General features: G+C 61.0%; 28 protein-coding genes, 1 tRNA gene and 1 pseudogene. 17 read left to right on the top strand and 13 right to left on the bottom strand.

The genetic code is table 11. The annotated features are described in order from the left end of the window. Positions 1-209 precede the first annotated feature (209 nt). Positions 210-965 carry a 3-hydroxyacyl-CoA dehydrogenase gene (locus tag ACR0MO_RS01985; protein ID WP_480889457.1) on the top strand — a complete coding sequence of 252 codons (756 nt, stop codon included), beginning with the start codon at positions 210-212 and terminating at the stop codon, positions 963-965. Between the two features lie 9 nt (positions 966-974). Beyond that, positions 975-1,529, top strand: a complete 555-nt coding sequence (locus ACR0MO_RS01980; RefSeq protein WP_170450090.1) for a sugar O-acetyltransferase — start codon at positions 975-977, stop codon at positions 1,527-1,529. Here ACR0MO_RS01980 and ACR0MO_RS01975 read toward each other — a convergent pair. Further along, on the bottom strand, positions 1,510-1,848 hold the full coding sequence (locus ACR0MO_RS01975) for a winged helix-turn-helix transcriptional regulator (RefSeq protein WP_170450088.1): 339 nt from the start codon (positions 1,846-1,848) through the stop codon (positions 1,510-1,512). The two genes, ACR0MO_RS01980 and ACR0MO_RS01975, sit on opposite strands and share 20 nt — an antisense overlap. A 124-nt stretch (positions 1,849-1,972) precedes the next feature. Between ACR0MO_RS01975 and ACR0MO_RS01970 the strand changes: the two genes are divergently transcribed. After that, positions 1,973-2,260: a putative quinol monooxygenase gene (locus ACR0MO_RS01970; RefSeq protein ID WP_170450086.1), complete on the top strand. Its 288-nt coding sequence runs from the start codon at positions 1,973-1,975 to the stop codon at positions 2,258-2,260. 90 nt (positions 2,261-2,350) lie between these two features. Here ACR0MO_RS01970 and ACR0MO_RS01965 read toward each other — a convergent pair whose 3' ends face one another. The 3 genes from ACR0MO_RS01965 to ACR0MO_RS01955 form a co-directional block, all read right to left on the bottom strand. Continuing rightward, positions 2,351-4,159: an ABC-F family ATP-binding cassette domain-containing protein gene (locus tag ACR0MO_RS01965; protein ID WP_480626118.1), complete on the bottom strand. Its 1,809-nt coding sequence runs from the start codon at positions 4,157-4,159 to the stop codon at positions 2,351-2,353. A gap of 67 nt (positions 4,160-4,226) precedes the next feature. Then, positions 4,227-4,967, bottom strand: a complete 741-nt coding sequence (locus ACR0MO_RS01960; RefSeq protein ID WP_170621943.1) for a GNAT family N-acyltransferase — start codon at positions 4,965-4,967, stop codon at positions 4,227-4,229. A 100-nt stretch (positions 4,968-5,067) separates the two neighbouring features. After that, a complete protein-coding gene (locus ACR0MO_RS01955) occupies positions 5,068-5,544 on the bottom strand; it encodes an outer membrane protein assembly factor BamE domain-containing protein (protein WP_170450082.1) in 477 nt (158 codons plus the stop codon). Positions 5,545-5,629: 85 nt separating this feature from the next. On the opposite strand from ACR0MO_RS01955, the gene ACR0MO_RS01950 reads away from it, so the two are divergent. The 8 genes from ACR0MO_RS01950 to ACR0MO_RS01915 all read left to right on the top strand — a co-directional run bounded on the left by ACR0MO_RS01950 (position 5,630) and on the right by ACR0MO_RS01915 (position 10,949). Beyond that, entirely contained in the window at positions 5,630-6,166 is a 537-nt protein-coding gene (locus ACR0MO_RS01950) for a DUF177 domain-containing protein (protein ID WP_170621944.1), read from the top strand. 205 nt (positions 6,167-6,371) lie between these two features. Next, a complete protein-coding gene (gene rpmF, locus ACR0MO_RS01945) occupies positions 6,372-6,578 on the top strand; it encodes a 50S ribosomal protein L32 (RefSeq protein WP_008756996.1) in 207 nt (68 codons plus the stop codon). Positions 6,579-6,602: 24 nt separating this feature from the next. Beyond that, positions 6,603-7,691, top strand: coding sequence for a phosphate acyltransferase PlsX (gene plsX / locus ACR0MO_RS01940; RefSeq protein WP_170450078.1), 1,089 nt, complete (start codon positions 6,603-6,605; stop codon positions 7,689-7,691). 21 nt (positions 7,692-7,712) lie between these two features. Further along, a complete protein-coding gene (locus ACR0MO_RS01935) occupies positions 7,713-8,684 on the top strand; it encodes a beta-ketoacyl-ACP synthase III (RefSeq protein ID WP_170621946.1) in 972 nt (323 codons plus the stop codon). Between the two features lie 97 nt (positions 8,685-8,781). Continuing rightward, positions 8,782-9,084 carry an integration host factor subunit alpha gene (ihfA, locus tag ACR0MO_RS01930; protein ID WP_008755922.1) on the top strand — a complete coding sequence of 101 codons (303 nt, stop codon included), beginning with the start codon at positions 8,782-8,784 and terminating at the stop codon, positions 9,082-9,084. A gap of 18 nt (positions 9,085-9,102) precedes the next feature. After that, on the top strand, positions 9,103-9,669 hold the full coding sequence (locus ACR0MO_RS01925) for a MerR family transcriptional regulator (RefSeq protein WP_480889453.1): 567 nt from the start codon (positions 9,103-9,105) through the stop codon (positions 9,667-9,669). 62 nt (positions 9,670-9,731) lie between these two features. Beyond that, positions 9,732-9,808 (top strand) — tRNA-Pro (locus ACR0MO_RS01920). 61 nt (positions 9,809-9,869) lie between these two features. After that, a complete protein-coding gene (locus ACR0MO_RS01915; protein ID WP_480781027.1) occupies positions 9,870-10,949 on the top strand; it encodes a 2'-deoxycytidine 5'-triphosphate deaminase in 1,080 nt (359 codons plus the stop codon). Between the two features lie 3 nt (positions 10,950-10,952). On the opposite strand, the gene ACR0MO_RS01910 is transcribed toward ACR0MO_RS01915, so the two are convergent. From ACR0MO_RS01910 to argS, 6 genes are all read right to left on the bottom strand, one after another. After that, positions 10,953-11,171: a hypothetical protein gene (locus ACR0MO_RS01910; RefSeq protein ID WP_170450070.1), complete on the bottom strand. Its 219-nt coding sequence runs from the start codon at positions 11,169-11,171 to the stop codon at positions 10,953-10,955. Between the two features lie 64 nt (positions 11,172-11,235). Next, the gene (scpB, locus tag ACR0MO_RS01905; protein ID WP_170629146.1) at positions 11,236-11,886 is read right to left on the bottom strand and encodes an SMC-Scp complex subunit ScpB; all 651 of its coding nucleotides are present in this window, start codon (positions 11,884-11,886) and stop codon (positions 11,236-11,238) included. Continuing rightward, entirely contained in the window at positions 11,879-12,673 is a 795-nt protein-coding gene (locus ACR0MO_RS01900; protein ID WP_170450066.1) for a segregation and condensation protein A, read from the bottom strand. Before ACR0MO_RS01900 ends, scpB begins: the two co-directional genes overlap by 8 nt. Beyond that, a complete protein-coding gene (gene nagZ, locus ACR0MO_RS01895; protein WP_170621949.1) occupies positions 12,663-13,670 on the bottom strand; it encodes a beta-N-acetylhexosaminidase in 1,008 nt (335 codons plus the stop codon). Before nagZ ends, ACR0MO_RS01900 begins: the two co-directional genes overlap by 11 nt. After that, entirely contained in the window at positions 13,667-14,698 is a 1,032-nt protein-coding gene (locus ACR0MO_RS01890; RefSeq protein WP_170621950.1) for an SPOR domain-containing protein, read from the bottom strand. The genes nagZ and ACR0MO_RS01890 overlap by 4 nt, the downstream gene beginning before the upstream one ends. Before the next feature lie 87 nt (positions 14,699-14,785). Continuing rightward, positions 14,786-16,531 carry an arginine--tRNA ligase gene (gene argS, locus ACR0MO_RS01885; protein WP_170621951.1) on the bottom strand — a complete coding sequence of 582 codons (1,746 nt, stop codon included), beginning with the start codon at positions 16,529-16,531 and terminating at the stop codon, positions 14,786-14,788. A 133-nt stretch (positions 16,532-16,664) separates the two neighbouring features. Between argS and ACR0MO_RS01880 the strand changes: the two genes are divergently transcribed. Continuing rightward, positions 16,665-17,216, top strand: a complete 552-nt coding sequence (locus ACR0MO_RS01880; RefSeq protein ID WP_170450060.1) for a molybdopterin-binding protein — start codon at positions 16,665-16,667, stop codon at positions 17,214-17,216. Here the strand turns inward: ACR0MO_RS01880 and ACR0MO_RS01875 are convergent, their stop codons facing one another. Next, the gene (locus ACR0MO_RS01875; protein ID WP_480889447.1) at positions 17,217-18,359 is read right to left on the bottom strand and encodes a deoxyguanosinetriphosphate triphosphohydrolase; all 1,143 of its coding nucleotides are present in this window, start codon (positions 18,357-18,359) and stop codon (positions 17,217-17,219) included. Between the two features lie 76 nt (positions 18,360-18,435). Here ACR0MO_RS01875 and ACR0MO_RS01870 point away from each other — a divergent pair, with 76 nt between their 5' ends. After that, entirely contained in the window at positions 18,436-18,759 is a 324-nt protein-coding gene (locus tag ACR0MO_RS01870; protein WP_170450056.1) for a HesB/IscA family protein, read from the top strand. 182 nt (positions 18,760-18,941) lie between these two features. Then, positions 18,942-19,721 (top strand): exodeoxyribonuclease III, encoded by a 780-nt coding sequence (xth, locus tag ACR0MO_RS01865; protein ID WP_170450054.1) that lies wholly within the window; start codon positions 18,942-18,944, stop codon positions 19,719-19,721. A 4-nt stretch (positions 19,722-19,725) separates the two neighbouring features. On the opposite strand, the gene ACR0MO_RS01860 is transcribed toward xth, so the two are convergent. Further along, positions 19,726-20,877 carry an FAD-dependent oxidoreductase gene (locus ACR0MO_RS01860; protein WP_170450052.1) on the bottom strand — a complete coding sequence of 384 codons (1,152 nt, stop codon included), beginning with the start codon at positions 20,875-20,877 and terminating at the stop codon, positions 19,726-19,728. Positions 20,878-20,948: 71 nt separating this feature from the next. Then, complete coding sequence (gene dksA / locus ACR0MO_RS01855) at positions 20,949-21,371, bottom strand: RNA polymerase-binding protein DksA (protein ID WP_170450050.1); 423 nt, start codon at positions 21,369-21,371, stop codon at positions 20,949-20,951. Between the two features lie 379 nt (positions 21,372-21,750). Between dksA and ACR0MO_RS01850 the strand changes: the two genes are divergently transcribed. From ACR0MO_RS01850 to ACR0MO_RS01840, 3 genes and pseudogenes are all read left to right on the top strand, one after another. Continuing rightward, positions 21,751-22,596, top strand: a complete 846-nt coding sequence (locus ACR0MO_RS01850; protein WP_170450048.1) for an AAA family ATPase — start codon at positions 21,751-21,753, stop codon at positions 22,594-22,596. A gap of 88 nt (positions 22,597-22,684) precedes the next feature. Beyond that, a pseudogene (locus ACR0MO_RS01845) lies at positions 22,685-23,143 on the top strand (N-acetyltransferase family protein); the annotation flags it as partial. Then, positions 23,140-24,507, top strand: a complete 1,368-nt coding sequence (locus tag ACR0MO_RS01840; RefSeq protein WP_480889444.1) for a DUF2927 domain-containing protein — start codon at positions 23,140-23,142, stop codon at positions 24,505-24,507. The pseudogene ACR0MO_RS01845 and the gene ACR0MO_RS01840, both read left to right, overlap by 4 nt. The last annotated feature ends 3 nt before the right edge of the window (positions 24,508-24,510 follow it).

Raw genomic sequence — 24,510 nt, 5'->3', positions numbered from 1 at the left:
CCTGACATAGAAACACCTGACCATGTCAGGCTATTCGATCACGAGATGGAGACGTCTGGTGAGGTCCGGATGAACGCTGGCTGAAGATTTGTTAACCTAGCGTCACCCACGTCGGATGCAAATGACGCTTGGTCTTTGGCCAAACATCTGGACACACCCGACCCAAGCCGCTTATTGAACATACGTTCATAAATCTGGGAGGCATCCGCATGAACCTGTCGAACACAGCCGCACTCGTCACCGGAGGCGCGTCGGGTCTTGGCGAGGCCACCGCCCGCCATTTCGCGCAACACGGTGCGCAAGTCACGATTCTGGACCGGGATGAAGACCGCGGCGCGCAGGTGGCCAATGAAATCGGCGGCCATTTTGCACAAACCGATGTCACCGACGAAGGCTCGGTCGCGGCTGCTGTTGCCACCGCAGCAAGCAAAATGGGTCGGATCACCGCCACGGTGAACTGTGCCGGGATCGCCTACGGGATCAAAACCGTGGGCCGCGATGGCCCGCACCCGCTGGACGCCTTTCAGCGCACCATCGACATCAATCTGGTCGGCACCTTCAACGTGTCGCGACTGGCAGCCGTTGAGATGGCCAAAAACGAACCAGAGCCGGATGGCGCGCGCGGCGTGATCATCAACACCGCTTCAATTGCCGCATTCGACGGCCAAAAGGGCCAGGCGGCCTATGCGGCGTCAAAAGGCGGCGTGGTGGGTATGACCTTACCCATGGCGCGCGATCTGGCCTCGACCGGTATCCGCGTGATGGCCATCGCTCCGGGCATTTTCAGGACGCCGATGCTGGCGGGCCTGCCCGAAGAGGTGCAGCAGCAACTGGCTGCTGACGTTCCGAACCCCGCTCGCCTGGGGGATCCCAATGAATACGCCCGCCTTGCCGGTTTCATTGTCGAGATGGGCTATCTGAACGGCGAAGTCATCCGCATCGACGGAGCGCTGCGTATGCGCTAGGTCTGTCGAATGACCGAGCGTGAAAAGATGCAGGCCGGGCAGTGGTATTGCTGCCTGGACCCCGAGTTGGACGCGTTGCGGGCGCAAGCCCGCCGCGCAGTTCACGCGCACAACACTTGCCCGCCAGACGATCGCGGCGCGCTGGCTCCTGAATTGCAAACGCTGTTCGCGGACCTTGGGTCCGAGTGTTATCTCGAAGCACCGTTTCACTGCGCTTACGGGATGAACATCCACCTTGGACACCGGGTCTATTTCAACGCCGGATGCGTGATTCTGGACACCGCGCCGGTTCGGATCGGTGACGACACGATGTTCGGCCCCCATGTTCAGATCTATTGCGCCCAGCACGCCAAAGACCCAACCGAGCGCGCCCAGGGTCTGGAAATCGGCTTACCCGTGACCATTGGCCGGAATGTCTGGTTCGGCGGCGGTGCCATTCTGATGCCCGGCATTACCATTGGCGACAACGCAACCATCGGCGCGGGCAGCGTCGTCACCAAAGACGTGGCAGCCAGAGAAACCGTGGTCGGCAACCCCGCCCGGCCTATTCACCCCCTCCGATAACCCTGTTCTGACCCCAATCCGCCAAAGCCGCGATCACAGGGCGCAGCGCTTGCCCCTTTTCAGTCAGGCTGTACTCCACTCGGGGCGGCACCTCGGCAAATACCTTTCGATGCACGATTCCATCTGCCTCAAGCTCGCGCAATTGCTTGGTCAGGCTGCGCTGGGTCACCGTACCCAGCGCACGGGACAAGGCGTTAAAGCGCATGGTGCCGCCAAGAAGATGATAGATTACCAGCCCTTTCCATTTTCCCGATATCTGCTCCAACCCGGCCTCAACCGGGCAGCCTGCACTGCAGTCATATCTTTCAAATCGATCCACCGCCGCCTCCTGCCTTTGACAGTATACAAAAGGTACCTACCTGCATAAATAGTGCGTACTTGCGTGTTTTGTATACGTGTCACATATCCCGGGTCATCGCAACTGAACCCTGTAAGGAGACATCATGGCCCTGACCATTCTCGCTCAAATCACGGCCCATCCGGGTAAGGAAGACCTTGTCCGCGCCGAGCTTGAAAAGCTGATCCCAATCACCCGTGTCGAAGACGGATGCATTCAATACGACCTGCATGTGGACACAACCAATCCCGGTGTTTTCGCGTTTTATGAGAATTGGGAAAGCCGTGACCTGTGGCAAACGCATATGAACGCGCCCCATCTCGCGGCGTATATGGAGGCTACCGAAGGGGCCGTGGCCGAGTTTACGCTGAACGAAATGACACGGATCGGTTGATCCCATCCACGGCAAAGCCGGAGCAGTCGCCAGGCTCCGGTTTTGTGAAACTTTTTCAATGTGGCCTTTTGAGCGTCGAAGAGTCTGCGTTTACCCGGCCTCGGCCTTCTCTTCCAGAATCAGCCACTCTTCCTCAGCCGCCGACAGCTTTTCCTGCCGTTCAACCAGCGCCTCAGACGCCTTCTGGAACTTGACCGGCTCACGCGTGAACAGGTCGGGGTCAGACATCAACTCTTCCAGCTTACCGATCTCGGCCTCAAGGCGCGCGATCTCGACGGGCAGTTTCTCCAACCGGTGTTTTTCCGAGAAGGACAGGCCCGATTTCGGCTTCGCCTCCTGCTTGACCTTCGGCTTGGAGGGCTTTGGTTTTTCTTCCTTTTTCCCAGCAACCTCTCCGCGCTGAGCGATATAGTCCGACCAGCCCCCGGCATAGACCGTGGCGCGCCCATTGCCTTCCATCGCGATGGTGGTTGTGGCAACCCGGTCCAGAAAATCCCGGTCGTGGCTGACCAGCAGGACGGTGCCGTCATAGTCGTCCAGCAATTCCTGCAACAGGTCCAGCGTTTCCACATCCAGATCGTTGGTCGGTTCGTCCAGCACCAGCAGGTTTGACGATTTCGCCATCAGTTTGGCCAGCAGCAACCGCGCCTTTTCGCCACCCGACAGGGATTTGACGGCGGCCCGCGCCTGCGCGTCGTCGAACAGAAACTCCTTGAGATAACCCACCACATGCTTGGGCTGCCCACCCACCATGACCTGATCGGCCTTGCCCGACACCCGCATTTCGGGGTCGCCGGTCAGACTGTCCCACAGGGTCATCTCTGGGTCCAGCTGCGCGCGGGTCTGGTCGAACACCGCAATCTCCAGATTGGTGCCCAAAGCGACCGCGCCGGCATCCGGCTCCACTTGCCCCAAGAGCATCTTCAACAACGTGGTCTTGCCCACCCCATTGGGTCCGACAAAGGCCACGCGATCCCCACGCTGCACCAGCAGGTCGAAATTCCGCACGATCTGCGTGTCGCCGAACCCCTTGGCCAGCCCTTTGGCTTCGATCACCTTGCGGCCCGATTTCGGCCCGGCCTCCAGCGTCATCGCGGCCGAGCCCTGACGTTTGATCTGCGCCGCCTTCTCGGCCCGCAGCGCCTGCAACGCCCGCACCCGGCCCTGATTGCGCTTGCGGCGGGCGCTGATGCCCTCGACGGCCCATTTCGCCTCGGACTTGATCAGGCGGTTAAGCTTGTGGCGTTGCTGATCTTCCTCTTCCCAAACCTTGTCGCGCCAGGCCTCGAACGCATCAAACCCCTGCTCTTGCCGCCGTACTGCACCGCGATCAATCCACAGCGTCGCCCGAGTCAACGCCCGCAAAAACGCGCGGTCGTGCGAGATCAGCACAAAAGCGGCCCGCGTCGCGCCCAACTCGCGCTCAAGCCACGCGATGGCTTCGATATCAAGGTGGTTGGTCGGCTCGTCCAGTAGCATCAGGTCCGGCGCTTCGGCCATCAGCTTGGCCAATGCCGCCCGCCGCCGCTCGCCGCCCGAGGCAGTCTCAACGGGGCGCGTGGGGTCGAATTTCAGCCCTTCACCCGCACGCTCGACCTTATACAGCTCTCCGGGTTCCAACCCGCTGGCGGCATAGTCGCCCAGCGTGGCGAACCCCTCCATTCCGGGGTCCTGTTCCATATACCCAACGGACTTTCCGGGTGGCACGACGATCTCGCCCTGATCTGCCTCGACCAGTCCCGCCATCACTTTCATCAGCGTGGATTTACCCGACCCGTTCCGCCCCACAAGCGCCACGCGGTCGCCCGGCTGAACCACCAGATCAAGCTCGGAAAATACCGGATCGCCCCCGAAGGTCAGGGAAATGCCGGACATCTGCAACAAAGGAATTCTCGCCATGCCCGCCAGCTAAACCGGCTGGGCTGGCGCGTCAACGCCCCTGCTTCTTCTCGTCAAAAATACGGATTCACCCGGCCACCGCTCGCAGCAAACGTTTCCGTGCCGGGGGAATCGCCCCAATCTCAAGCCCGGTGAACACGTGCAGAGTGTTCATATGCCGGTCCACCACCGCATGATCGCTGACCCAGCCGCCCATCAGCAGGTATGTCCGCAGCAACGGCGGCATCCGCAGCATTGCCTGTTTCGCATCCGGCATGCGCCGCAAACGCGCGGCAAAGCGAAAGACATCCGGGGCCTTTACGCGCGGCAACCAGCGTTTCGGGGCCAGATGGCGGTGTTTGAGCATGGCAAAGGAATCCAGATATTGCTCGGTCTCGATCCCGGCGAAGGACGAGCAGCCAAACAGCATCTCGATCCGGTTTTGATCGACAAACGCGGTCATCGCCCCCCAGGCCACGCGCAGGATGTCCGGGTCAGTCCAATCGGGGTGAATGCAGAAACGGCCCATCTCGACCATACGCCCGCCGAACCCTTCCAGACTGGACAGGTCATAGAACTGCGCCGAATAGCTATGCGCGATCTCGGACCCGCTCCCCATGGTCAACATCCGGAAACAGCACACAAGCTGCCCACCGGCCTGCATATCCTCGACCAGCACATGGGAACACACCGCATCAAACGCGTCCGCGTCGGTTTGTTCCGTCGCAAAGGCCAGCGTCCGCAGCGACTGCGCCGCCGCTACGTCCCGTTCAGACTGCGCCAACCGGGCCCGATAGCGCCCTTTGTTCAACAAAACGGCTGTTGCCATGGTCGCATCCTCCGAGGTTGCTGACCGGAGATCCAAGTTACCGCCCCGATATCATAAGACATGTGACCGTCCTGTGAACCTCGCAAGACGATCCCGTGACTTAGTTCGACGCGCCCGGAATGTTGGCCGGGTTGAAGTTGCCGATATTGCCCAGCAGCTGACGCAGGAAGCCGGTGTTCTCGACACTGGATTCGGTCACGCGGCGTTCCAGCGGGATGACGACCCCATCCTCCAGGCCAAAGCGTTCGACATTGCTGACCACCCCGCGCTGATCGAAGCTGATGGCAACCACCTCGCGCGAAACGACCTCGGGCCGTTTGGGGCCATAGTGGCGGATTCGGGACCGGACATAGTAATAGCCGGAATCGCGCACCACGCCCGAGGCACCGGGCGCGCCAACTGCCTCGGCCACACTTTCGCGTGTATCCGTGCCCACCTTGATCTCGGCCAGATCCTCGGCCGGAGGCACATAGCCGTGATTCCTGAAGATCGGAGTGCAGGCGGTGATCACAGCCAGACAGGCCACCAACGCAAGCGAACGCATCGCCGATTTCGACCTGTTTCCAATCATCAACATACGCACCCTCTTGCCTTGGCCTCTTGCGGCTTCTATCCGATTACAGAAACCGCTGCCACGGTTCAACACATAGAAAGGCTCACGAATGAGCGACGTTACTGCATTGCGGGTGGCCGACCTGCCACAAAACGCCCCCACCCGGTTCGAATTGCGCCCGGGAAAGGACGTGTTGGAGGCTATTGGCCGGGATCTGGGCCTGCTCGGCCTGCGCAAGCTCAGCTTTGTCGGAGATCTGCGCGCAGCAGGAAAACGCGACTGGGCGCTGTCCGGCAAGCTGGGGGCGACTGTGATTCAGCCCTGTGTGGTGACGCTTGAACCCGTGACCACCCGGATCGACATCCCAGTTTCGCGCCTATTTGTGGCCGACTGGACCGACCCTGACGAGCCCGAGTTCGAAATCCCCGAAGATGACGAGACCGAGCCATTGGGCGCTGAGATCGACCCCGCAGCCGTGATGGTCGAGGCGCTTTCGCTGGCCCTGCCCCAATACCCACGCAAGGACGGGGCCGAACTGGGTCAGGCCGACTATACCGAACCGGGCAAACAGGCGATGACGGATGAGGATGTCAAACCCTTCGCAGGGCTGGCGGAATTGCGCGATGCCCTGAAAAAAGACGAGTGACAGAGGTCTGATTTCCTGTCATAGCAGGCGGTCAGAAAAATCACTTGAACATGACGAGAATCGCAGTATTTTCGCGCGCTCATCGGATTTTGGGTTGGACATTTCGGGGCTGGTCCCCTAAACGCGCGTCAAACCACGATAAACGAAATATGAAACCACGGTCGGCGGCGAATCTGCTGACCCTCAGTAGACAAAGGTTGAGACCATGGCCGTCCAACAGAACAAAGTTTCCAAGTCGCGTCGCAACAACCGCCGCGCACACGACGCTCTGGTTGCTGCAAACCCGAACGAATGCCCGAACTGTGGCGAGCTGAAGCGCCCGCACCACGTTTGCGCATCCTGCGGCCACTATGACGATCGCGAAGTCGTCGCGCAGGCCGACGAAATCGACCTGGACGAAGACGCAGCCTAAGCCTGATTGAGCGCAGGCCAAGGCATGACTGAACAACCCACGCACGCCGAACGGATCACCATCTCGGTTGACGCTATGGGGGGGGACGAAGGTCCCGCAGTTGTTGTTGCAGGCCTCGCGGAATCGGCCAAAAAGAACCCCAATATCGGGTTTCTTCTGCACGGTCCGGAAGACATGCTGCGCAAGCTCGTGGCAAAACGGCGCGTCCTTGATGGGCGCGTCGCTTTTCGTGATTGCCCCGACGTGGTCACGATGGAAGACAAGCCCAGCCAGGTTGTGCGCAGCGGCAAGCAGACCTCGATGTGGTCCACGCTTGAGGCCGTCCGTCAGGGCGAGGCGCATGGCGCGGTGTCCTGCGGCAATACCGGCGCGCTGATGGCTTTGTCGATGATGCGCCTGCGCAAACTGCCCGGTGTGAACCGCCCGGCGATTGCGATTCTGTGGCCTTCGCGCAACCCGCAGGGGTTCAACGTGATGCTGGATGTCGGTGCGGATGTGCGCGCCGACGCCAAGGATCTGCTGCAATACGCCCTGATGGGCGCATCTTATGCCCGTAACGGCATGGCCCTGCACCGTCCCCGGATCGGGCTGCTGAATGTGGGCACCGAAGAACACAAGGGCCGCGCCGAGTTGAAAGAGGCGCATGCCATGATCGCCGATTTCGCCGAGCCTGCGAATTTCGATTTCGTGGGTTTTGTCGAAGGCAGCGACATTCCGGGCGACAAGGCAGATGTCATTGTAACCGATGGGTTTACCGGCAACGTCGCGATCAAGACCGGGGAAGGCACCGCCAGCCTGATTGGCGACCTGCTGCGGCAGGCGTTCAAATACACGCCACTGTCCCGGCTGGCCTCGATCCTTGCCATCACCTCGCTGAACCGTTTGAAAAAGCGGATCGACCCGCGACGTGTAAATGGCGGTGTGTTCCTTGGGCTGAACGGCACGGTGGTCAAATCCCATGGCGGCGCTGACCCGACCGGAGTGTCAGCGGCGGTCAAACTGGCCTTCACTTTGGCCGAGTCGGGTTTTGCCGAAAAATTGGCGGCACGGGTTGCATCGACGGCCCAGCTTGCACAAGATGCCGCGCAATCTGCGCCGCAGACGGAAAAATAACAAAAAAGGCAGTACCCCAGCATGGCAGGCCGCTCAGTTGTTGTAGGTGTCGGGCATTATTTGCCAGAACGCGTTGTTCCGAATTCCGAGTTCGAAAAGACACTCGACACCACCGATGAATGGATCCGGACCCGCTCCGGGATCGAACGTCGCCATTTTGCAGCCGAGGGCGAGACCACTTCGGATCTGGCCACCAACGCCGCCCAGGCGGCCCTTGCGGATGCCGGGCTTGAGGCGGACGATATCGACGCCATCGTCCTGGCCACCTCGACCGCTGACCTGACCTTCCCTTCCGCCGCGACGATGGTTCAGGCGCGGCTGGGCATGACCAAGGGGTTTGCCTTTGACGTACAAGCCGTTTGCGCCGGGTTTGTCTTTGCCCTCAGCAACGCCAACGCGCTGATTCTGTCGGGTCAGGCCAAACGCGTTCTGGTCATCGGGGCCGAGACGTTTTCGCGAATCATGGACTGGACCGACCGCTCGACCTGCGTGCTGTTTGGCGATGGCGCTGGGGCATTGGTGCTTGAGCATCAGGAAGGCCACGGCACCTCAGATGACCGGGGCATTCTGGCAACCGATCTGAATTCGGACGGGCGCTATCGGGAGTTGCTGTACGTGGATGGTGGCGTATCGACGCAATCCACCGGCTATCTGCGCATGCAAGGCAATCAGGTCTTCCGTCACGCTGTTGAAAAGCTGACCAAAACGGCCGAAACCGCCCTGTCGAGCGCTGGCCTGTCCAACGAGGATGTCGACTGGATCGTGCCGCATCAGGCCAATATCCGCATCATTCAAGGCACCGCCAAGAAAATGGGCCTGCCGATGGAAAACGTGGTCGTAACCGTGCAGGACCACGGAAACACCTCGGCCGCCTCGATCCCGCTGGCCCTGTCGGTGGGCAAACAGCGCGGTCAAATCAAGCCCGGCGATCTGTTGGTGACCGAAGCCATCGGCGGCGGCTTGGCCTGGGGCGCGGTTGTCCTGCGCTGGTAACAAGCGCATTCCAGCTTACACACCCGCCTGCAATTCATTGATATTGACAGCGAATTTGCGTGGACCCTATGCTTTGATATCAACAGGGGAAAAAGGTATGGGCGACAAAACACTGACCCGAATGGATCTGAGCGAGGCCGTCTTTCGTGAGGTGGGCCTTTCACGCAACGAAAGCGCACAGCTGGTCGAAAGCGTTCTGAACCACATGTCTGACGCTTTGGTGCGCGGCGAGCAGGTGAAAATCTCGTCTTTTGGTACGTTCAGCGTTCGCGACAAAACCGCCCGTATCGGTCGCAACCCCAAAACCGGCGAAGAGGTTCCGATTCAGCCGCGCCGCGTGCTGACCTTCCGCCCGTCGCATCTGATGAAAGATCGCGTCGCTGCCGGGAATCGCAAGTAACCCGAGGGCCGCACGGACATGAGCAAATCTCCCGACGCGTTTCGCACAATCTCTGAGGTTGCGGACTGGCTCGGTGTTCAGGCCCATGTTCTGCGGTTTTGGGAAAGCCGGTTTACCCAGGTCAAACCTGTCAAACGGGCCGGAGGACGGCGGTACTACCGCCCCAATGATATGCGCCTGCTGGGCGGTATCAAAAAGCTGCTGCATGAAGATGGCATAACGATCAAAGGCGTGCAGCGCATTCTGCGCGAACAGGGCATCGCGCATGTGGCGTCGCTGTCGCCAGAGCTGGACGATGTCACAGCGTCTGAAAACGCCGGTGATGATACTGTCGTACCCTTCACCTCCGCCCCTGCCCCAGCGTCGGAACAGATTCATATGGATTTGGGCGAACCGCAGGCGGCGCGGCCAGACGTCGCACCCGCGCAGGAACCCGAACTGGACGCGGCCCCACTGATGGGGGGAATCGCCTCACTGGCCTGGAACCGGTCCGAGTTTGATGAGGAACTTCTGGGCCGAATCGCGCCGCTGGCGAAAGACCTGCGCAAATGGCTGGATCGGGTCGAAACCCAAGCGGCGGGATAGGACAAAAAGGCAGTGTTTTCCTCTTGCCCCTGCCGGGAAATTCTTTATGAACACCTCAACGTCGGGCTATGGCGCAGCCTGGTAGCGCGTCCGTCTGGGGGACGGAAGGTCGCAGGTTCGAGTCCTGCTAGCCCGACCAAATCACACCGACGTTTATGGCAGACAGGCCAGATCCCGCTCTGGCATCAGGGGGGATCGGAATGACAGGTGTATGTCCAAATCAACAGATCGAAGCGATGATCACGCGCGGCGAGATCACCGCGAGCCCGGATGTGATCCCTGCACAGGTGCAACCGGCCAGTCTTGATCTGCGTTTGGGAACAGTGGCTTACCGGGTACGCGCGTCGTTTCTGGCCGGTGAAGGGCGCTCAGTCGCCGACCGGCTGGCCGAGTTCGAGATGCACCGCATCGACATCACCGACGGGGCCGTTCTGGAAAAAGGCTGCGTTTATCTGGTGCCGCTGATGGAATCGCTGGCCCTGCCCGACAGCATCACGGCCGTGGCCAACGCCAAAAGCTCGACCGGGCGTCTTGACCTGCTGACACGTACCATCACCGATGGCGGGACCGAGTTTGACCGGGTTCCTGCAGGCTATACCGGACCGCTATACGCCGAGATTTGCCCGCGATCATTCTCGGTGCTTGTCCGTCCGGGGATGCGCCTGAACCAGATCCGGTTCCGTCAGGGACAGGCCGTTTTGACCGACGCGGAACTGATGACGCTGCACGGGGAATCGCCTTTGGTCGATGGGCCTGCGGTGATTCAGGACGGGCTGGGGTTCTCGGTCGATCTGCAATTGCCCGACAGTGATCTGGTGGGATACCGCGCCAAGCCCCACACCGGGGTGATCGATCTGGACTGGATCGGCGAATATGACCCGCAGGAATACTGGGAAGAGGTGCGCACCACAGACGGTCGCATCATCCTCGACCCCGGCGCGTTCTACATTCTGGTCAGCCGCGAGGCGGTGCATATCCCGCCCATGTATGCCGCCGAAATGGCCCCCTATCTGGCCATGGTCGGCGAGTTTCGCGTGCATTACGCGGGCTTCTTCGACCCCGGATTCGGCCATGCCGCCGCAGGCGGTGCCGGGTCGCGCGGAGTGCTGGAGGTACGCTGCCACGAGGCCCCGTTTGTGCTGGAGCACGGGCAGGTCGTCGGGCGGTTGGTTTATGAGAAAATGGCCGAGATGCCTACGCAGCTATACGGTGCGGGCATTGCGTCGAACTATCAGGGTCAGGGCCTGAAACTGTCCAAACATTTCAAGGCCGTAGGGTAGTTCTCAAAACTTCATGAACCGGCGCATCTGCCGCGTCATCCGCTGGGCTTGGCGCAGGTTCTTTGCGTGATTTGCCGTGTTGGGGCGTTTCTGCGGACCCGGCGCTGCATCGGGCTTTTGACCTTTGCGGGCGGCCATATCAAACCCTTTGTCCACGCCCTTGTTGACAAGACGGCGCATGACCTGTCGCACGATCATGTCGATGATCCGATTGGCATTCATTGCTCAACTCCGTTTCTCAAACCACAAGATAGGCATCCTGTGCGGCAACAAAAGGGCGGCGCGATCACTCTTCCTCGAACAGCTCGCTTTGATCCTCATTCTCAGCGTCGTCCTGTCTTTCCCCCAGCGGGATAGTGCCCGGCGGTGGGCGGTTTTCCAGCAACCCCGCGGCGCGCAGTTCTTTCAGCCCGGGCAAGTCTCGGGCGTTTTCCAGCCCGAAGTGATCCAGAAACTGCGGCGTCACCACGAACGTCACCGGGCGGCCCGGCGTCATCCGGCGGCGGCCGAGCCTGATCCACTCCATCTCAAGCAACTGGTCGATGGTCCCGCGAGACACCGAGACACCACGAATTTCCTCGATCTCGGCCCGAGTACAGGGCTGGTGATAGGCCACGATAGCCAGCGTTTCGATTGCCGCACGGCTTAGCTTGCGGGTCTCGACCGTTTCTTTTTGCATTAGAAAACCAAGATCGGCAGCGGTTCGGATCGCCCACGCGTCGCCGACGCGCACAACGCGAACACCGCGCCCCTCATAACGTTTCTGCAACAATTCAACCGCTTGCGCGGCGTTGCTGCCATGAGGCATCCGCGCTTCGAGGTCGGCAATGGTGACCGGCTCGGCGCTGGCAAACAGCACCGCTTCGACCATGCGTTCCTGCTCGGCCAACGGGGGCGCTTCGAACAGGGTGCCGGTCTCTTCGGGGGTGTCAGTCACGTGTTTCGGTCCTCTTGCGCAATTGGATCGGGGCAAAGGTGTCGCTTTGCTTGATCTCCATGTGTCCTTCTTTCACCAACTCCAGCGAGGCCGCAAAGGTCGCCGCCGTGGCTGATCTGCGCCGCACCGGGTCGGCGTCCCAGCCTTGGGGCAGATAGGTCTCCATATCCGTCCATGTCCCCGCAAACCCGATCAGCGGGCGCATTCGTTCCAATGCCTGCTCCATCGTGAAGACGGCATCGCGGTCCATCACAAAGGGGCGGAATTCGTCGCGGGTGCGGATACGCGCATAGCCCTGCATCAGGTCCAGCAGCGTGGCGGAATAGGTCACGGTGCGGATGCGGGTCACATCCTCGCCCTGCCCGCGCTTGAAGAAATCGCGCCCCAACTGGTCGCGCGCCATCAGACGCGCGGCGGCGTCGCGCATGGCTTGCAGACGTTCCAACTGGAACGCCAGATGCGCCGCCAGTTCCTCGCCCGACGGCCCTTCGTCATCCGGGTCCGGCGGCAGCAGCAAGCGGGATTTCAGAAAGGCCAACCAAGCGGCCATCACCAGATAATCGGCGGCCAGTTCGATCCGCAGCGCCCGCGCCTTTTCAACAAAGGCCAGATATTGCTGCGCCAGCGCAAGAACCGAGATTTTTCGCAGATCGACCTTTTGCGTGCGCGACAAGGTCAGCAGCACATCCAGCGGGCCTTCGAACCCGTCAACGTCAACAATCAGCGCCTCGGCGGCCAGCCGATCGGCGACCGAGACCGGGTCTTCGCTGAAAAGGTTATCGTTCATATACCTGCCCGCCCATTAGGGCAGATAGTTCCGCCTCGGCGGCCTCAATGTCAAGTTCCGCAGGGGTTTTGCGCATGGTCAGGGCGCGCTCTGCGCGGGTCTGCGCCGCCTGCGTCATCTGGCCCGCAGCTTCCAGCACCTCGGCCCGTTCGGCAAAGCTGCCATTGCAGTGCAGAACAACGTCACAGCCCGCCTGTAGCGCCTGCCGCGACAGGTCCGCGACAGAACCGCTGAGCGCTTTCATCGAGATGTCGTCGGTCATGATCAGCCCTTCAAACCCGATAACCTCGCGGATCACGCGCATCATCGGGGCCGAGATCGTGGCCGGGGTCTGGTCAATCTGTTCGAACACCAGATGGGCCGTCATCCCCATAGGCAGATCGTTCAACGCGCGGAAGGGCGCAAAATCAGTTTCGGTGAGTTCATCCAGCGACAGATCAACGCGCGGCAGATCGAAATGGGTGTCCAGCGTCGCCCGACCATGGCCCGGCATGTGCTTGACCACGGGCAGAACCCCGCCATCCAGATGCGCCTGAGCCACGGCGCGCCCGATCTGACCAATCGTGCCCGCATCCTCGCCATAACAGCGATTGCGCAGAAAGGCATGGGTTTCCGCCCGTGCGGTATCCACCATTGGGGCGCAGTTGCTGTCGATCCCAAGCTCGAACAATTCATGCGCAATCAGGCGATAGCGCAGATACATGGCCCGTTCCGCCTGATCCCCTGCCCGTTCGGCGTGATCCAGTGGCGGCATCCATTCGCGCGCCAGTGGCGCGCGCAGGCGCTGCACGCGCCCGCCTTCCTGATCGATTGTGATAGGACAGTTGCGCCCGACGGATTCGCGGAAATCATCGCAGAGCGCGCGCACCTGATCGGCGCTTTCGATATTCCGGGCAAACAGAATGAACCCGAACGGGTTCATCTCGCGGAACAAGGCCCTTTCATCATCGGTCAGCCGCAAACCTTCGGCATCGGTGATTACGGCCCCGAAACTCACCTGACGGCCACCGGGATGCAGTCAGCTCCTTGCGCCACCAGCGCGGCGCAGAATTGACGCGAGTCGCTCAGGTCTTCAAATCCCAGCACGCGCAGGCGATAAAACGTGCGCCCACCGCTTGAGGTTCGCTGAATAACACGCTGTTTACCATTCATATATTCGCCAAATCGACCATCCAGACGAGACCATTCCGCCTTGGCCACATCAGCGCTTTCGAACGCCCCAAGCTGCGCCAAACGGGTGCCCTTGCTCAGCGTGTCGGGGTCAACATCCAAACCAGCCGCAGCCTTCACGGCGGCATTGATCGCATCCTCCGAGGCAGCAGCGGCCGAAACACGGCGCGCGGGCCGCGTGTTGGGGCGAAGCGAGCGGCGTACGCCCGGCAGTTCCGCAATCGCCGGATCAGGCAGAGATGCGGCCAGATCGGCGGGGTCAATGGCGGGTTCTTCTTCGGGCGTCGCCAGCGCGGCAACCTGCACACCGGGTTCCGCCTCTTGCTGGTTCCGCGCGGCCTCGCCCGCCAGTTCAGCGACCAGCGCGTCAACCGCGTTCTGCCGCAGTTCTGCCGCCTCCTGGTTCGAAATCGGCTCTTCCATCACATGCAGCGCCTGAGTTGGCATCAACTCTCCGGCGGGCAGGTCTTCGTCGGTCAGCGAGACCGGGCGTGGGGCAAGGATCAGGCGATCCGCAGGTGCCGCAGCCGAGCCTTCGGCAGCGACGGCATTGACGGCAAGCCCCTGATGGTCGGCAGGCTGGCCACCCGGATTTTCGGGTTGAATACGCATCGGCCCTTCGGCGGCGCGCACGACCGGGACGCCACTGACATCCCGCATGACCAACTTGTAGCTCCAGATACCGACACCGGCGACCAGCGCCAGAGAGGCCACCGCCCCCAGCACATTCACCGCTTTGCCCAGCCCGAAAGAGCCACGCGGCGCATCGTCAGCGTGCGCATCCTGTGCATGCGGTTGATTCGTGTAATGCATATGCTCGGGGCCTTGCTGCCCCGAGTAATCGTAACTCGCCATGTCCGCCTCACTGCCCGTTTGCGCCTTAAAAACACGGCGCGCGGGTCATTTCTTGCCTACCTCAGACCGGCGTTTCGGGCGATTTTGTTACCGCATCTCCTGCGCCGGAGTGACGCCAAGAATACCCAAGCCCGCTGAAATCACAACAGAAACAGCCCGCGCCAAGGCGATTTTCGACTGGCTTGTGGCAACATCGCCATCCTGGATGAAGCGCAATTGGGTTTCATCATTGCCTTTGTTCCACAATGCATGGAAATCCCCTGCGAGTTCATACAGATAGAAGGCAACCCTGTGCGGCTCATTGGTGCGCGCCGCGATTTCCACCAAGCGCGGCCATTCGGCCAGCTTCTTCGCCACAGTCAGTTCCGAGGCGTGATCGTTCTTGCTGAGGTCAGCACCTGTAAGCGTCGCATCATCGGCGGCAATCCCGGCCTCGGCGGCGCGACGCAGCACGCTCATGACCCGCGCATGGGCGTATTGCACGTAGAACACGGGGTTCTCGCGGCTTTGCTCCAGCACCTTGTCGAAATCGAAATCCAGAGGCGCGTCGTTCTTGCGCGTCAGCATCACGAAACGGGTCACATCCGGGCCAACCTGATCGACCACATCGCGCAGCGTGACAAAGTTCCCGGCCCGCTTGGACATCTTGAACGGCTCGCCATTCTTCCACAGCTTCACCAACTGCGTCAGCTTGATATCCAGCGGCACCTTGCCATCGGACAGCGCCGAAACAGCCGCCTTCATCCGTTTGACATAGCCACCATGGTCAGCACCAAACACGTCGATCAGCGCGTCAAAACCACGGCTCACCTTGTCATAGTGATAGGCGATATCGGGGGCGAAATAGGTCCAGCTGCCGTCCGATTTCTTGACCGGGCGGTCCACGTCATCACCATGCTCGGTGGATTTGAACAGGGTCTGCTCGCGCGGTTCCCAATCCTCGGGCTTCTTGCCTTTGGGCGGCTCCAACACGCCTTCATAGATCAAGCCCTTGTCGGTCAGCGACGCCAGCGCAGCCTCAATCCGGCCTGTGCCATAGAGGGATTTCTCCGAGAAGAACACGTCCATCTCAACGCCCAGCGCCTTCAGATCGGCGCGGATCAGGTCCATCATCGCGTCGGTCGAGAACTCGCGCAGGTCCTCCAGCCATTCGCTTTCCGGCTTGTCGATCAGACTGTCGCCATATTTCTCTTTCAGCGCCTCACCGATCGGGATCAGGTAGTCACCGGGATAAAGACCTTCGGCAATCTCGGGGCTGAGGCCATTGGCCTCGCGATACCGTTCATAGGCCGAGCGTGCCAGCACATCCACCTGCGCGCCGCCATCGTTGATGTAATACTCGCGGGTCACGTCATGACCCGAATAGGCCAAGAGGCTTGCCAAGGCATCGCCGAACACCGCGCCCCGCGTATGGCCCACATGCAACGGGCCGGTGGGGTTGGCCGAGACATACTCAACATTGACCTTCTGCCCCTGCCCCATGGTCGAGCGGCCATAGTCGGTGCCCTGCTCCAGCACCGCCGCCAGTACGCCCTGCCAGACGGTCGGCGCAAGCCGCAGGTTCAGAAAGCCCGGCCCGGCCACCTCGGCGCTGGTGATCCGCCCGTCCTCGGCCAGTTTCCCGGCCAGCACATCAGCAATGTCGCGCGGCTTCATCTTGGCCGGTTTCGCCAGCACCATCGCCGCGTTGGTCGCCATGTCGCCATGCGCCGCGTCGCGCGGAGGTTCGACCGCCACGTTGTCAAAGCTCAGCCCCTCGGGCAGCGCGCCTTCGGACTGCATCTGCGCCAGCGCGTCCAGTACCAGGGCACGGATCTCGGAAAACAGGTTCATTACGGATGTCCTTTTGCTTGCCGGGCGGTTTACCACGCACCACGCCAAGGTCAATGGACGCCTAAAGTTTGCGCTTGGTTTACCGTCAAAGCCCGCTAGTGTCGGCAGAAATCCACGAACCGGAGATCCGACAATGCGCCTTGCCCTGCCGTTGAGCCTGATGCTGACCACCGCCCTGCCGCTCTGGGCCGATATACCCGCGCCGCAGGGCCATGTGCTGCTGACACTGGGCGGAGCCGTGACCGAGACCAACCTGCCCGCCCGCGGCGAGAATGACGGCGGGTTGTTGGGTTATCTTGAGGTCCAGCACGACGGCGCGGCTGGTTTCGATGCTGTGATGCTGGACGGGCTCGAACAGGTCGAGATCACCATAGCCTACGGCCCCGAAGGCAATCAGCGCGACATCGCATTCTCCGGCCCGCGCCTGTCAGATGTGATGACCATGGCCGGGGCCGAGGGGAAGACGGCAAAGCCGATGGCGTTGGACGGTTATCAGGCCGAAATCCCGTGGGACAGCATCTCAGCACATCAACCGATTGTTGCCACGCACGCCGATAGCAACCCGATGGGCATCGGTGGCTATGGCCCGACCATGATCGTCTTCCCGCCCACCGACGACCCCGATCTGGCGCAGGAACAGGCCAGTCAGCAGGTCTGGGCACTGGCCTATATCGGGATCGAGTGATCAGCCTCCGGTCAGCCGCGCATGATCCTGCAGGGCGAACCGGTCCGTCATGCCCGCGATGTAATCCGATACGATCCGGGCCAAAGCCGTCTCATCACCGGCCGCTTCGATATCGTCATGCCAATGACCCGGCATCTGTTTCGGGTCATTCAGATAGATCGGGAACAGCTCCTCGACTACTTTGCTGACCTTGGCCCGCACCTCCATCACCGAAGGCGCGCGGTACATTCGCGTGAAAAGGAAGGCGCGAATTTCTTTCAGCTGAGCCCAGAGATCACCCGAGAACTGGATGACCGGATACCCGAGGTGCCGGATATCTTCGACAGACCCAGCCCCTGAGGCCGCAATCAGATCAGCCGAGGTGTCAATGACATCCGAGACCATAACTCCAAAGACCCGCCGCAACGCTTCATGCCGACGGCGGTAAGGGTCGAGGCCTGGGTATTTGGCGTCCACCTCGGCAAAACACGCGCCGACAATCGGCAGGTTCTGAATGTCTGCATCCGTGAACAGGCCCGCCCGCAACCCGTCGAACAAATCATGATTGTTATACGCGATATCATCTGAAAGCGCCGCCACCTGCGCCTCGGCGCTGGCATGGGTGTGCAGTTCAAGGTCAAACCCCTGATTGCACTCGGCCAGTGCCCAGGGCAGTTCGCCGACCACCGGGCCATTATGCTTGGCGATCCCTTCCAGACATTCCCATGTCAGATTGCAGCCATCAAACTCGGCATAGTGACGTTCCAGCTTGGTCACGATCCGAATGGCCTGCGCATTGTGATCAAACCCGCCATAGGGCGCCATCAGCGCGTGCAAGGCGTCCTCGCCTGTATGCCCGAACGGCGTGTGTCCCAGATCATGAGCCAAAGCCACGGCCTCGGTCAGTTCGGGGTTCAGCCCCAACGCCCCGGCAATGGTACGCGCCACCTGTGCGACTTCGATGGAATGGGTCAGACGGGTGCGATAGCTGTCGCCCTCATGTTCGACAAACACCTGCGTCTTGTGTTTGAGCCGCCGAAACGCGCTGGCATGAATGATCCGGTCGCGATCACGCTGAAAGCATGACCGAAAACTGCTCTCCTCCTCCGGTACCAGCCGCCCCCGTGCGCGGCCTGGGTCCGAGGCAAAACCCGCTCTTTCCAAAGGTCTTGTCCTTGTCGCCTGTCCTGAGGTTTCATATATTGTACCCGGCTTAGGAAATAAACCTTTGGAGATTGGCATGAATCTGCCCCCAACAGTCACGGAACGCGCCTTTGATCGCCTCGCCGAGATCGGCGCAGCAGATCAGGGTCAGGCCCTGCGCGTCGCGGTGGAAGGCGGCGGATGTTCCGGTTTTCAATACGAAATCGCGCTGGATAAACCTCAGGACGACGATCTCGTGCTTGAGGGCAAGGGCCAAAAGGTCATCGTGGACTCCGTTTCCCTGCCGTTTCTTGAAAATGCCGTCATCGACTTCACCCAGGAACTGATCGGCGCGCGGTTTGTAATCGAGAACCCCAACGCCACCTCCTCCTGCGGCTGCGGCACCTCTTTTTCCATGTAGCGCAGGTGGGGGCCAGCCCCCACACCCCCGGGATATTTGTAGCCAGATGAAGCAGGGATCCGTGTCTTCATCTGGCCATAAAAATCTCGGAGCGCGAGGCAGAGCCTCGCAAACCCGCCATCCGCCTTGCCGTTGGGCCGGTTCTGCGCGATAGGTTGCCCTGAGGCATCGGAGGAGCGCGCATGAAAATCGCCACGTTCAATATCAACGGCATCAAGGCGCGGGCCGAGGCCCTGCCCCGGTGGCTGGATGATGCGCAGCCCGATGTCGTTCTGCTGCAAGAGATCAAATCGGTGGACGAGAACTTTCCACGCGAGTTGTTCGAAGAGCGTGGTTACAATGTCGAAACCCATGGCCAGAAGAGTTTCAACGGGGTTGCCATCCTGTCGAAACTGCCGCTTGAGGATGTTTCGCGCGGATTGCCCGGAGATGACGAAGATGAGCAGGCGCGCTGGATCGAGGCAACCGTTGTTGGAAAGCAGGCCTTACGGATTTGCGGGCTGTACCTGCCCAATGGCAACCCGGCTCCGGGCCCCAAATACGACTATAAGCTTGCCTGGATGGAACGCCTATATGCGCGCGCCAAGGACTTGATGGCCAGTGAAGAACCCGCGCTGATGGCCGGGGACTACAACATCATTCCGCAGCCCGACGACGCCAAACGCCCCGATGCGTGGCGCGAGGATGCTCTGTTTCGCCCCGAGAGCCGCGCGGCGTTTCGCAAGATCCTGAATCTTGGGTTTACCGAGGCGTTTCGCGCCCGCACCCAAGGCCCCGGGCACTACTCGTTTTGGGATTACCAAGCGGGGGCCTGGAACAGGAATGACGGCATCCGGATCGACCATTTTCTACTGACGCCGCAAGCCGCCGACCTGATGCGCGACTGCCGGATTGATGCCGAGGTCCGTGGGCATGAAAAGCCGTCGGATCACGTTCCGGTCTGGGTGGATCTGGAGATCTGACAGATCAGGCGGTCACGTCGTGGCTGTAAATCCATTCGTACCGGCGCGTCAGATGCGGCCCCAGGGCTGAAAGCGCCAGCTGCGCGGCAAACCGCATGGGGCCTTGCAGGTGAAAGTTGCGGGCGTTTGCGGCAGCTGTGGCGACGACACGCTGGGCGCGAGGGATGCGTGTTGCCTCATAGGCCGCAAGGGCGCGGGCCACGCCCGATTGGTCCGTGAAGGACCGCGCCAATACCCAGGCGTCTTCCAGTGCCAGACAGGCCCCCTGCGCCATGAAAGGCAAGGTTGGGTGCGCGGCGTCCCCAAGCAAGGCAACACGCCCGTTTTGCCATGTCTGGGCGACGGGCCGCAGGAACAGCGCCCAGACATGCGCTTCCTTCACCTCGGCCAAAATATCGCGCACGGGGCCACCGAAGTCAGCGAACCGGGCGCGCAGATCATCTGGATCGCCCTGCTTGCGCCAGCCTTCTTCCTGCCAGTCAGACCGCTCTTCTACTGCCACGATATTCATGAGTTTCTGGTCGCGCAGAGGGTAAGTCACCACATGGCGGCGTGGACCCATTGTAAGGGTTGCGCGCGGCTCTGCTTCGGCACCACTCCACGGGAGCGTCGCGCGCCAGGCGACCTGATGGGTGAAACTGGGCATCTCGGGCCCGTTCAAGTCGGGCCGGATGGCGCTTCGCCCGCCATCGGCGGCTATGGCACATTCGGCGCGGAGGCGTTCCCCGTTAGCCAACACAATCTCGGCTTCTGCGGGGTGCTTGTGCACCTGGGTCACGCGCGCATTTAATCGTATGTCCACGCCCGCCTTTTTGGCCGCGTCATGCAGCAGATCCAGAAGATCGGCGCGGTGGTAGTAATAGGTCGCCCCCGCCGTCGGGCCCGGAACGCGGCTGATCACACGCCCTTTGCGATAGTCGCACAACACCGTGCCGTAAGATCGCTGCCCCAGTTCGGGGATGTCCGAGACCACGTTCAGGGCGTGCAGAACGCGCATCCCGTTTGCGCTGATCTGCAGGCCCGCCCCGACCTCGGTCAAGGCGGGGGCCTGTTCCAGCACTGTCACTTGCGCCCCGCGTTGGCGCAAAGCCAGCGCTGCGGCCAGCCCGCCGATGCCGCCGCCGATGACACAGAATCTAAGTCCGTCGATATTCATGCCCTTGGCTTAACGCAAAAACGCCGAGGCGACAGGCCCCGGCGTTTGTGTTCTTGTGGATTCCGCAGCGATCAATCGTCGCGGTGAACCTTCTCGCGCCGCTCGTGGCGTTCCTGCGCCTCTAGCGTCATGGTTGCAATCGGACGCGCATCCAGACGTTTCAGCGAGATCGGATCGCCTGTCTTTTCGCAATACCCGTATTCGCCTTCGTCGATCCGGCGCAGGGCCGAGTCGATCTTGGCCACCAGCTTGCGCTGACGATCCCGGGTGCGCAGTTCCAGCGCACGGTCGGTTTCCTCGCTTGCGCGATCGGCGACATCGGGAATGTTTCGGGTGTTGTCTTGCAGCCCTTCGATCGTGTCGCGGCTGCCTGCGAGTAATTCTGTCTTCCAATCCAGCAGCTTGCGCCGAAAATACTCAAGCTGCCGATCATTCATGAAAGGTTCATCTTCGGCCGGGCGGTAATCGTCCGGCAGAAAAACTTCCTGCTTCATATTTGCTCCCTCGGTATGGCCTGAAACGTCGGTAGCGGTAGTATCACCTGACATTTGGCACCCCCTTCTGCGCAGCGTTTATCCGACGGGCACACGATTGTCACTACACAAACGTAGGACCAGCGCGCCGGGTCGCTAGGCTGTCTAAATATGAGACTTGAAACAACAAAACGTTGTTTTTCAGTGGTCATACGCAGGTTTTTTTGAGGCAAGTTTCAACCGGCGGCACAACGGGGGACCTGCGAATCACGTAAAAGGGTTTGGAGTCGTTGCGATTTTCCGCTGAATCGACGCAGCGACCCGGGTTGTCAAAAACCCCACCCCTCTGTAACCCGGAACCCAGATCGCCCGCATCCGCGCGCTACCACATGAGGGGCCCATGACCGCACGTTTCCAAGGCACAGCCGAATATGTTGCCACAGACGACCTGAATATCGCCGTGAACGCCGCCGTCACGCTGGAACGCCCCCTGTTGGTCAAGGGGGAACCCGGCACCGGCAAAACCGAGCTGGCCAAACAGGTGGCTGGTGCGTTGGGTCTGAAAATGATCGAGTGGAACGTGAAGTCCACCACCCGCGCGCAGCAGGGTCTTTACGAATACGATGCCGTCAGCCGGTTGCGCGACAGCCAGTTGGGCGAAGAGCGCGTGCATGACGTCGCGAACTATATCCGCAAGGGTAAACTGTGGCAGGCGTTCGAGGCGGACGAAAAGGTCGTGCTGCTGATTGATGAGATCGACAAGGCCGATATCGAATTTCCCAACGACCTGCTGCAGGAACTCGATAAGATGGAGTTCCATGTCTACGAGACCGGCGAGACCATCCGGGCCCAGAACCGTCCCATCGTCATCATCACCTCAAACAACGAAAAGGAACTGCCCGACGCCTTCCTGCGCCGCTGTTTCTTCCACTATATCCGCTTCCCGGACGAGGCCACGATGCGCCGCATTGTCGAGGTGCACCACCCCGGCATCAAGGATGCGCTGCTGACCACCGCCCTGACGCAGTTCTACGAAATCCGCGAGACGCAGGGGCTGAAGAAAAAGCCCTCGACCTCGGAAGTGCTCGACTGGCTCAAGCTGCTGCTGGCCGAGGATCTGACCGCCGAGGATCTGAAACGCGATGGGGCCAATGCCCTGCCCAAGCTGCACGGGGCGCTGCTGAAGAACGAGCAGGACGTGCATCTGTTCGAGCGTCTGGCCTTTATGGCGCGCAGCAAGCGCTAAATTGCCTTTGAACAGGCTGTGAACGCGGCTTGCCTTGCGACGGGGTGGATGTCAGCATCGAAAGACCTAAGCTTATCTCAGGAACAGGACGCATCGCTTGGCCAACGCACCGAAAATTCGCCCCCTCACGGCTGAGGACAGGGATCAATGGGCCGAGATGTGGCACGCCTATCTGGCGTTCTATGAAACCTCCGTCCCGGATGAGGTCTACGACACTACGTTTGAGCGCCTGTTAGGCGATGATCCGCAGGATTTCTCGTGCTTTGTCGCGGAACAGGATGGCAGGCTTGTCGGCCTGACGCATTATCTGTTCCACCGCCACGCTTGGAAGGTTGAAAAGGTGTGCTACCTGCAGGACCTGTTTGCCCGGCCCGAGGCACGCGGAACCGGGGTCGGGCGCGCCCTGATCGAAGCGGTGTACGATGAGGCTGACCGACAAGGCGCGCCGTCGGTCTACTGGCTAACGCAGGATTTCAACCACACGGCGCGAAAGCTATATGACCGGATCGGCACGCTGACGCCCTTTATCAGGTACAATCGCTCATGATCCGTTGGGGCGCGCTTGCTGCGGCACTGGTGCTTTCCGCCTGCGCATCCGTCGAACGGATCGAGCTGCCGGACAGCGTGAAAGTTGTCGAACGGTCACTGCCCCCGGCCAAGACGTTTTCAACGGCGCGCCCTACCCCTCCGGCGCGGTCGAACACCAACATCGCTTCGGACTTTGTCGATCTGCATTTCGCACTGGAAGGCGGCACAAAACTGCCGGTGTTCACACGGTTCGAAACGCCGGTCACGGTCCGTCTGACCGGCAGGCCCACGCCCAGTATGCAGCGGGATCTGACCAGTCTTCTGTCGCGGCTGCAACGCGAAGCCCGGATCGATATTCGCCAGATCACCGAGGGTCAGGCCAACATCACTATCGAAGCCGTCAGCCAGCGCGACATTCACCGCATCCTGCCAAACGCGGCCTGTTTCGTGGTGCCCAACTCTTCCAGCCTGGAAGAATACCGCCGCGACCGGCGCAAAATCAAAAGCAGCTGGACCGAACTGCGCCAGCGCGAGCGATTGGGAATTTTCATCCCCTACGATGTCAGCCCTCAGGAAATGCGCGATTGCCTGCATGAAGAACTGGCGCAAGCGCTGGGGCCGTTGAACGACCTGTATCACCTGCCGGATTCGGTGTTCAACGACGACAATATCCACACCGTTCTGACCGGGTTCGACATGCTGATCCTGCGGGCGGCCTATGCGCCCGAGTTGCGCACCGGCATGACCCGCGAACAGGTCGAGGCGGTGATCCCGGGTGTGCTGAGCCGTCTGAACCTGCGCGGCGATCGGCTGGCAGTGCAGCCATTGACCGAAACACCGCGCGAATGGATCGACGCCATCAACAAATCCCTCGGCCCCGGCCCCGGATCCCCCCGGCAAATGCGGGCCGCCCAACGGGCCGCCGAAATCGGTCGGCAACTGGGATGGACCGACCATCGCCGCGCCTATCCGCATTACCTGATGGGCCGCATGGTCCAGTTCCGCGATCCGGCAGCGGCGTTGCAACAATATCAGATCGCCATGCAGTTCCTGAACGCCACACCGGGAACCGAGGTGCACCGCGCCCACGTCACAACCCAGACCGCCGCCTTTGCCCTGGCACAGGATCGCGGGCCGGACGTGCTGCCGCAGCTGGACAGCGCCATTGATGTGATGACCCGTGCCGAAAATGCCTCACTCCTCGCGACGTTGCTACTGCTGAAATCCGAGGCGTTGAAGCAGGCCGGACAGATGCAGCAGGCACGCGCCGTCAGGGTGGACAGTCTGGGGTGGGCGCGATACGGGTTTGGCTCGGATCTGGTGGTGCAGTCGCTGGTGGAAAGCGGCGCGGCTGGACGTTTGGACAACAATACAAGCGGATGACAA

This window comes from Ruegeria sp. K5 (assembly GCF_056531805.1).
This window is presented reverse-complemented; position numbering and strand designations above follow the sequence as displayed.

Coding starts and splice junctions, on each gene's coding strand:
- ACR0MO_RS01985 (WP_480889457.1), top strand. CDS start 210: ATGAACCTGTCGAACACAGCCGCACTCGTCACCGGAGGCGCGTCGGGT.
- ACR0MO_RS01980 (WP_170450090.1), top strand. CDS start 975: ATGACCGAGCGTGAAAAGATGCAGGCCGGGCAGTGGTATTGCTGCCTG.
- ACR0MO_RS01970 (WP_170450086.1), top strand. CDS start 1,973: ATGGCCCTGACCATTCTCGCTCAAATCACGGCCCATCCGGGTAAGGAA.
- ACR0MO_RS01965 (WP_480626118.1), bottom strand. CDS start 4,159: ATGGCGAGAATTCCTTTGTTGCAGATGTCCGGCATTTCCCTGACCTTC.
- ACR0MO_RS01960 (WP_170621943.1), bottom strand. CDS start 4,967: ATGGCAACAGCCGTTTTGTTGAACAAAGGGCGCTATCGGGCCCGGTTG.
- ACR0MO_RS01955 (WP_170450082.1), bottom strand. CDS start 5,544: ATGTTGATGATTGGAAACAGGTCGAAATCGGCGATGCGTTCGCTTGCG.
- ACR0MO_RS01950 (WP_170621944.1), top strand. CDS start 5,630: ATGAGCGACGTTACTGCATTGCGGGTGGCCGACCTGCCACAAAACGCC.
- rpmF (WP_008756996.1), top strand. CDS start 6,372: ATGGCCGTCCAACAGAACAAAGTTTCCAAGTCGCGTCGCAACAACCGC.
- plsX (WP_170450078.1), top strand. CDS start 6,603: ATGACTGAACAACCCACGCACGCCGAACGGATCACCATCTCGGTTGAC.
- ACR0MO_RS01935 (WP_170621946.1), top strand. CDS start 7,713: ATGGCAGGCCGCTCAGTTGTTGTAGGTGTCGGGCATTATTTGCCAGAA.
- ihfA (WP_008755922.1), top strand. CDS start 8,782: ATGGGCGACAAAACACTGACCCGAATGGATCTGAGCGAGGCCGTCTTT.
- ACR0MO_RS01925 (WP_480889453.1), top strand. CDS start 9,103: ATGAGCAAATCTCCCGACGCGTTTCGCACAATCTCTGAGGTTGCGGAC.
- ACR0MO_RS01915 (WP_480781027.1), top strand. CDS start 9,870: ATGACAGGTGTATGTCCAAATCAACAGATCGAAGCGATGATCACGCGC.
- ACR0MO_RS01910 (WP_170450070.1), bottom strand. CDS start 11,171: ATGAATGCCAATCGGATCATCGACATGATCGTGCGACAGGTCATGCGC.
- ACR0MO_RS01900 (WP_170450066.1), bottom strand. CDS start 12,673: ATGAACGATAACCTTTTCAGCGAAGACCCGGTCTCGGTCGCCGATCGG.
- ACR0MO_RS01890 (WP_170621950.1), bottom strand. CDS start 14,698: ATGGCGAGTTACGATTACTCGGGGCAGCAAGGCCCCGAGCATATGCAT.
- argS (WP_170621951.1), bottom strand. CDS start 16,531: ATGAACCTGTTTTCCGAGATCCGTGCCCTGGTACTGGACGCGCTGGCG.
- ACR0MO_RS01880 (WP_170450060.1), top strand. CDS start 16,665: ATGCGCCTTGCCCTGCCGTTGAGCCTGATGCTGACCACCGCCCTGCCG.
- ACR0MO_RS01870 (WP_170450056.1), top strand. CDS start 18,436: ATGAATCTGCCCCCAACAGTCACGGAACGCGCCTTTGATCGCCTCGCC.
- xth (WP_170450054.1), top strand. CDS start 18,942: ATGAAAATCGCCACGTTCAATATCAACGGCATCAAGGCGCGGGCCGAG.
- ACR0MO_RS01860 (WP_170450052.1), bottom strand. CDS start 20,877: ATGAATATCGACGGACTTAGATTCTGTGTCATCGGCGGCGGCATCGGC.
- dksA (WP_170450050.1), bottom strand. CDS start 21,371: ATGAAGCAGGAAGTTTTTCTGCCGGACGATTACCGCCCGGCCGAAGAT.
- ACR0MO_RS01850 (WP_170450048.1), top strand. CDS start 21,751: ATGACCGCACGTTTCCAAGGCACAGCCGAATATGTTGCCACAGACGAC.
- ACR0MO_RS01840 (WP_480889444.1), top strand. CDS start 23,140: ATGATCCGTTGGGGCGCGCTTGCTGCGGCACTGGTGCTTTCCGCCTGC.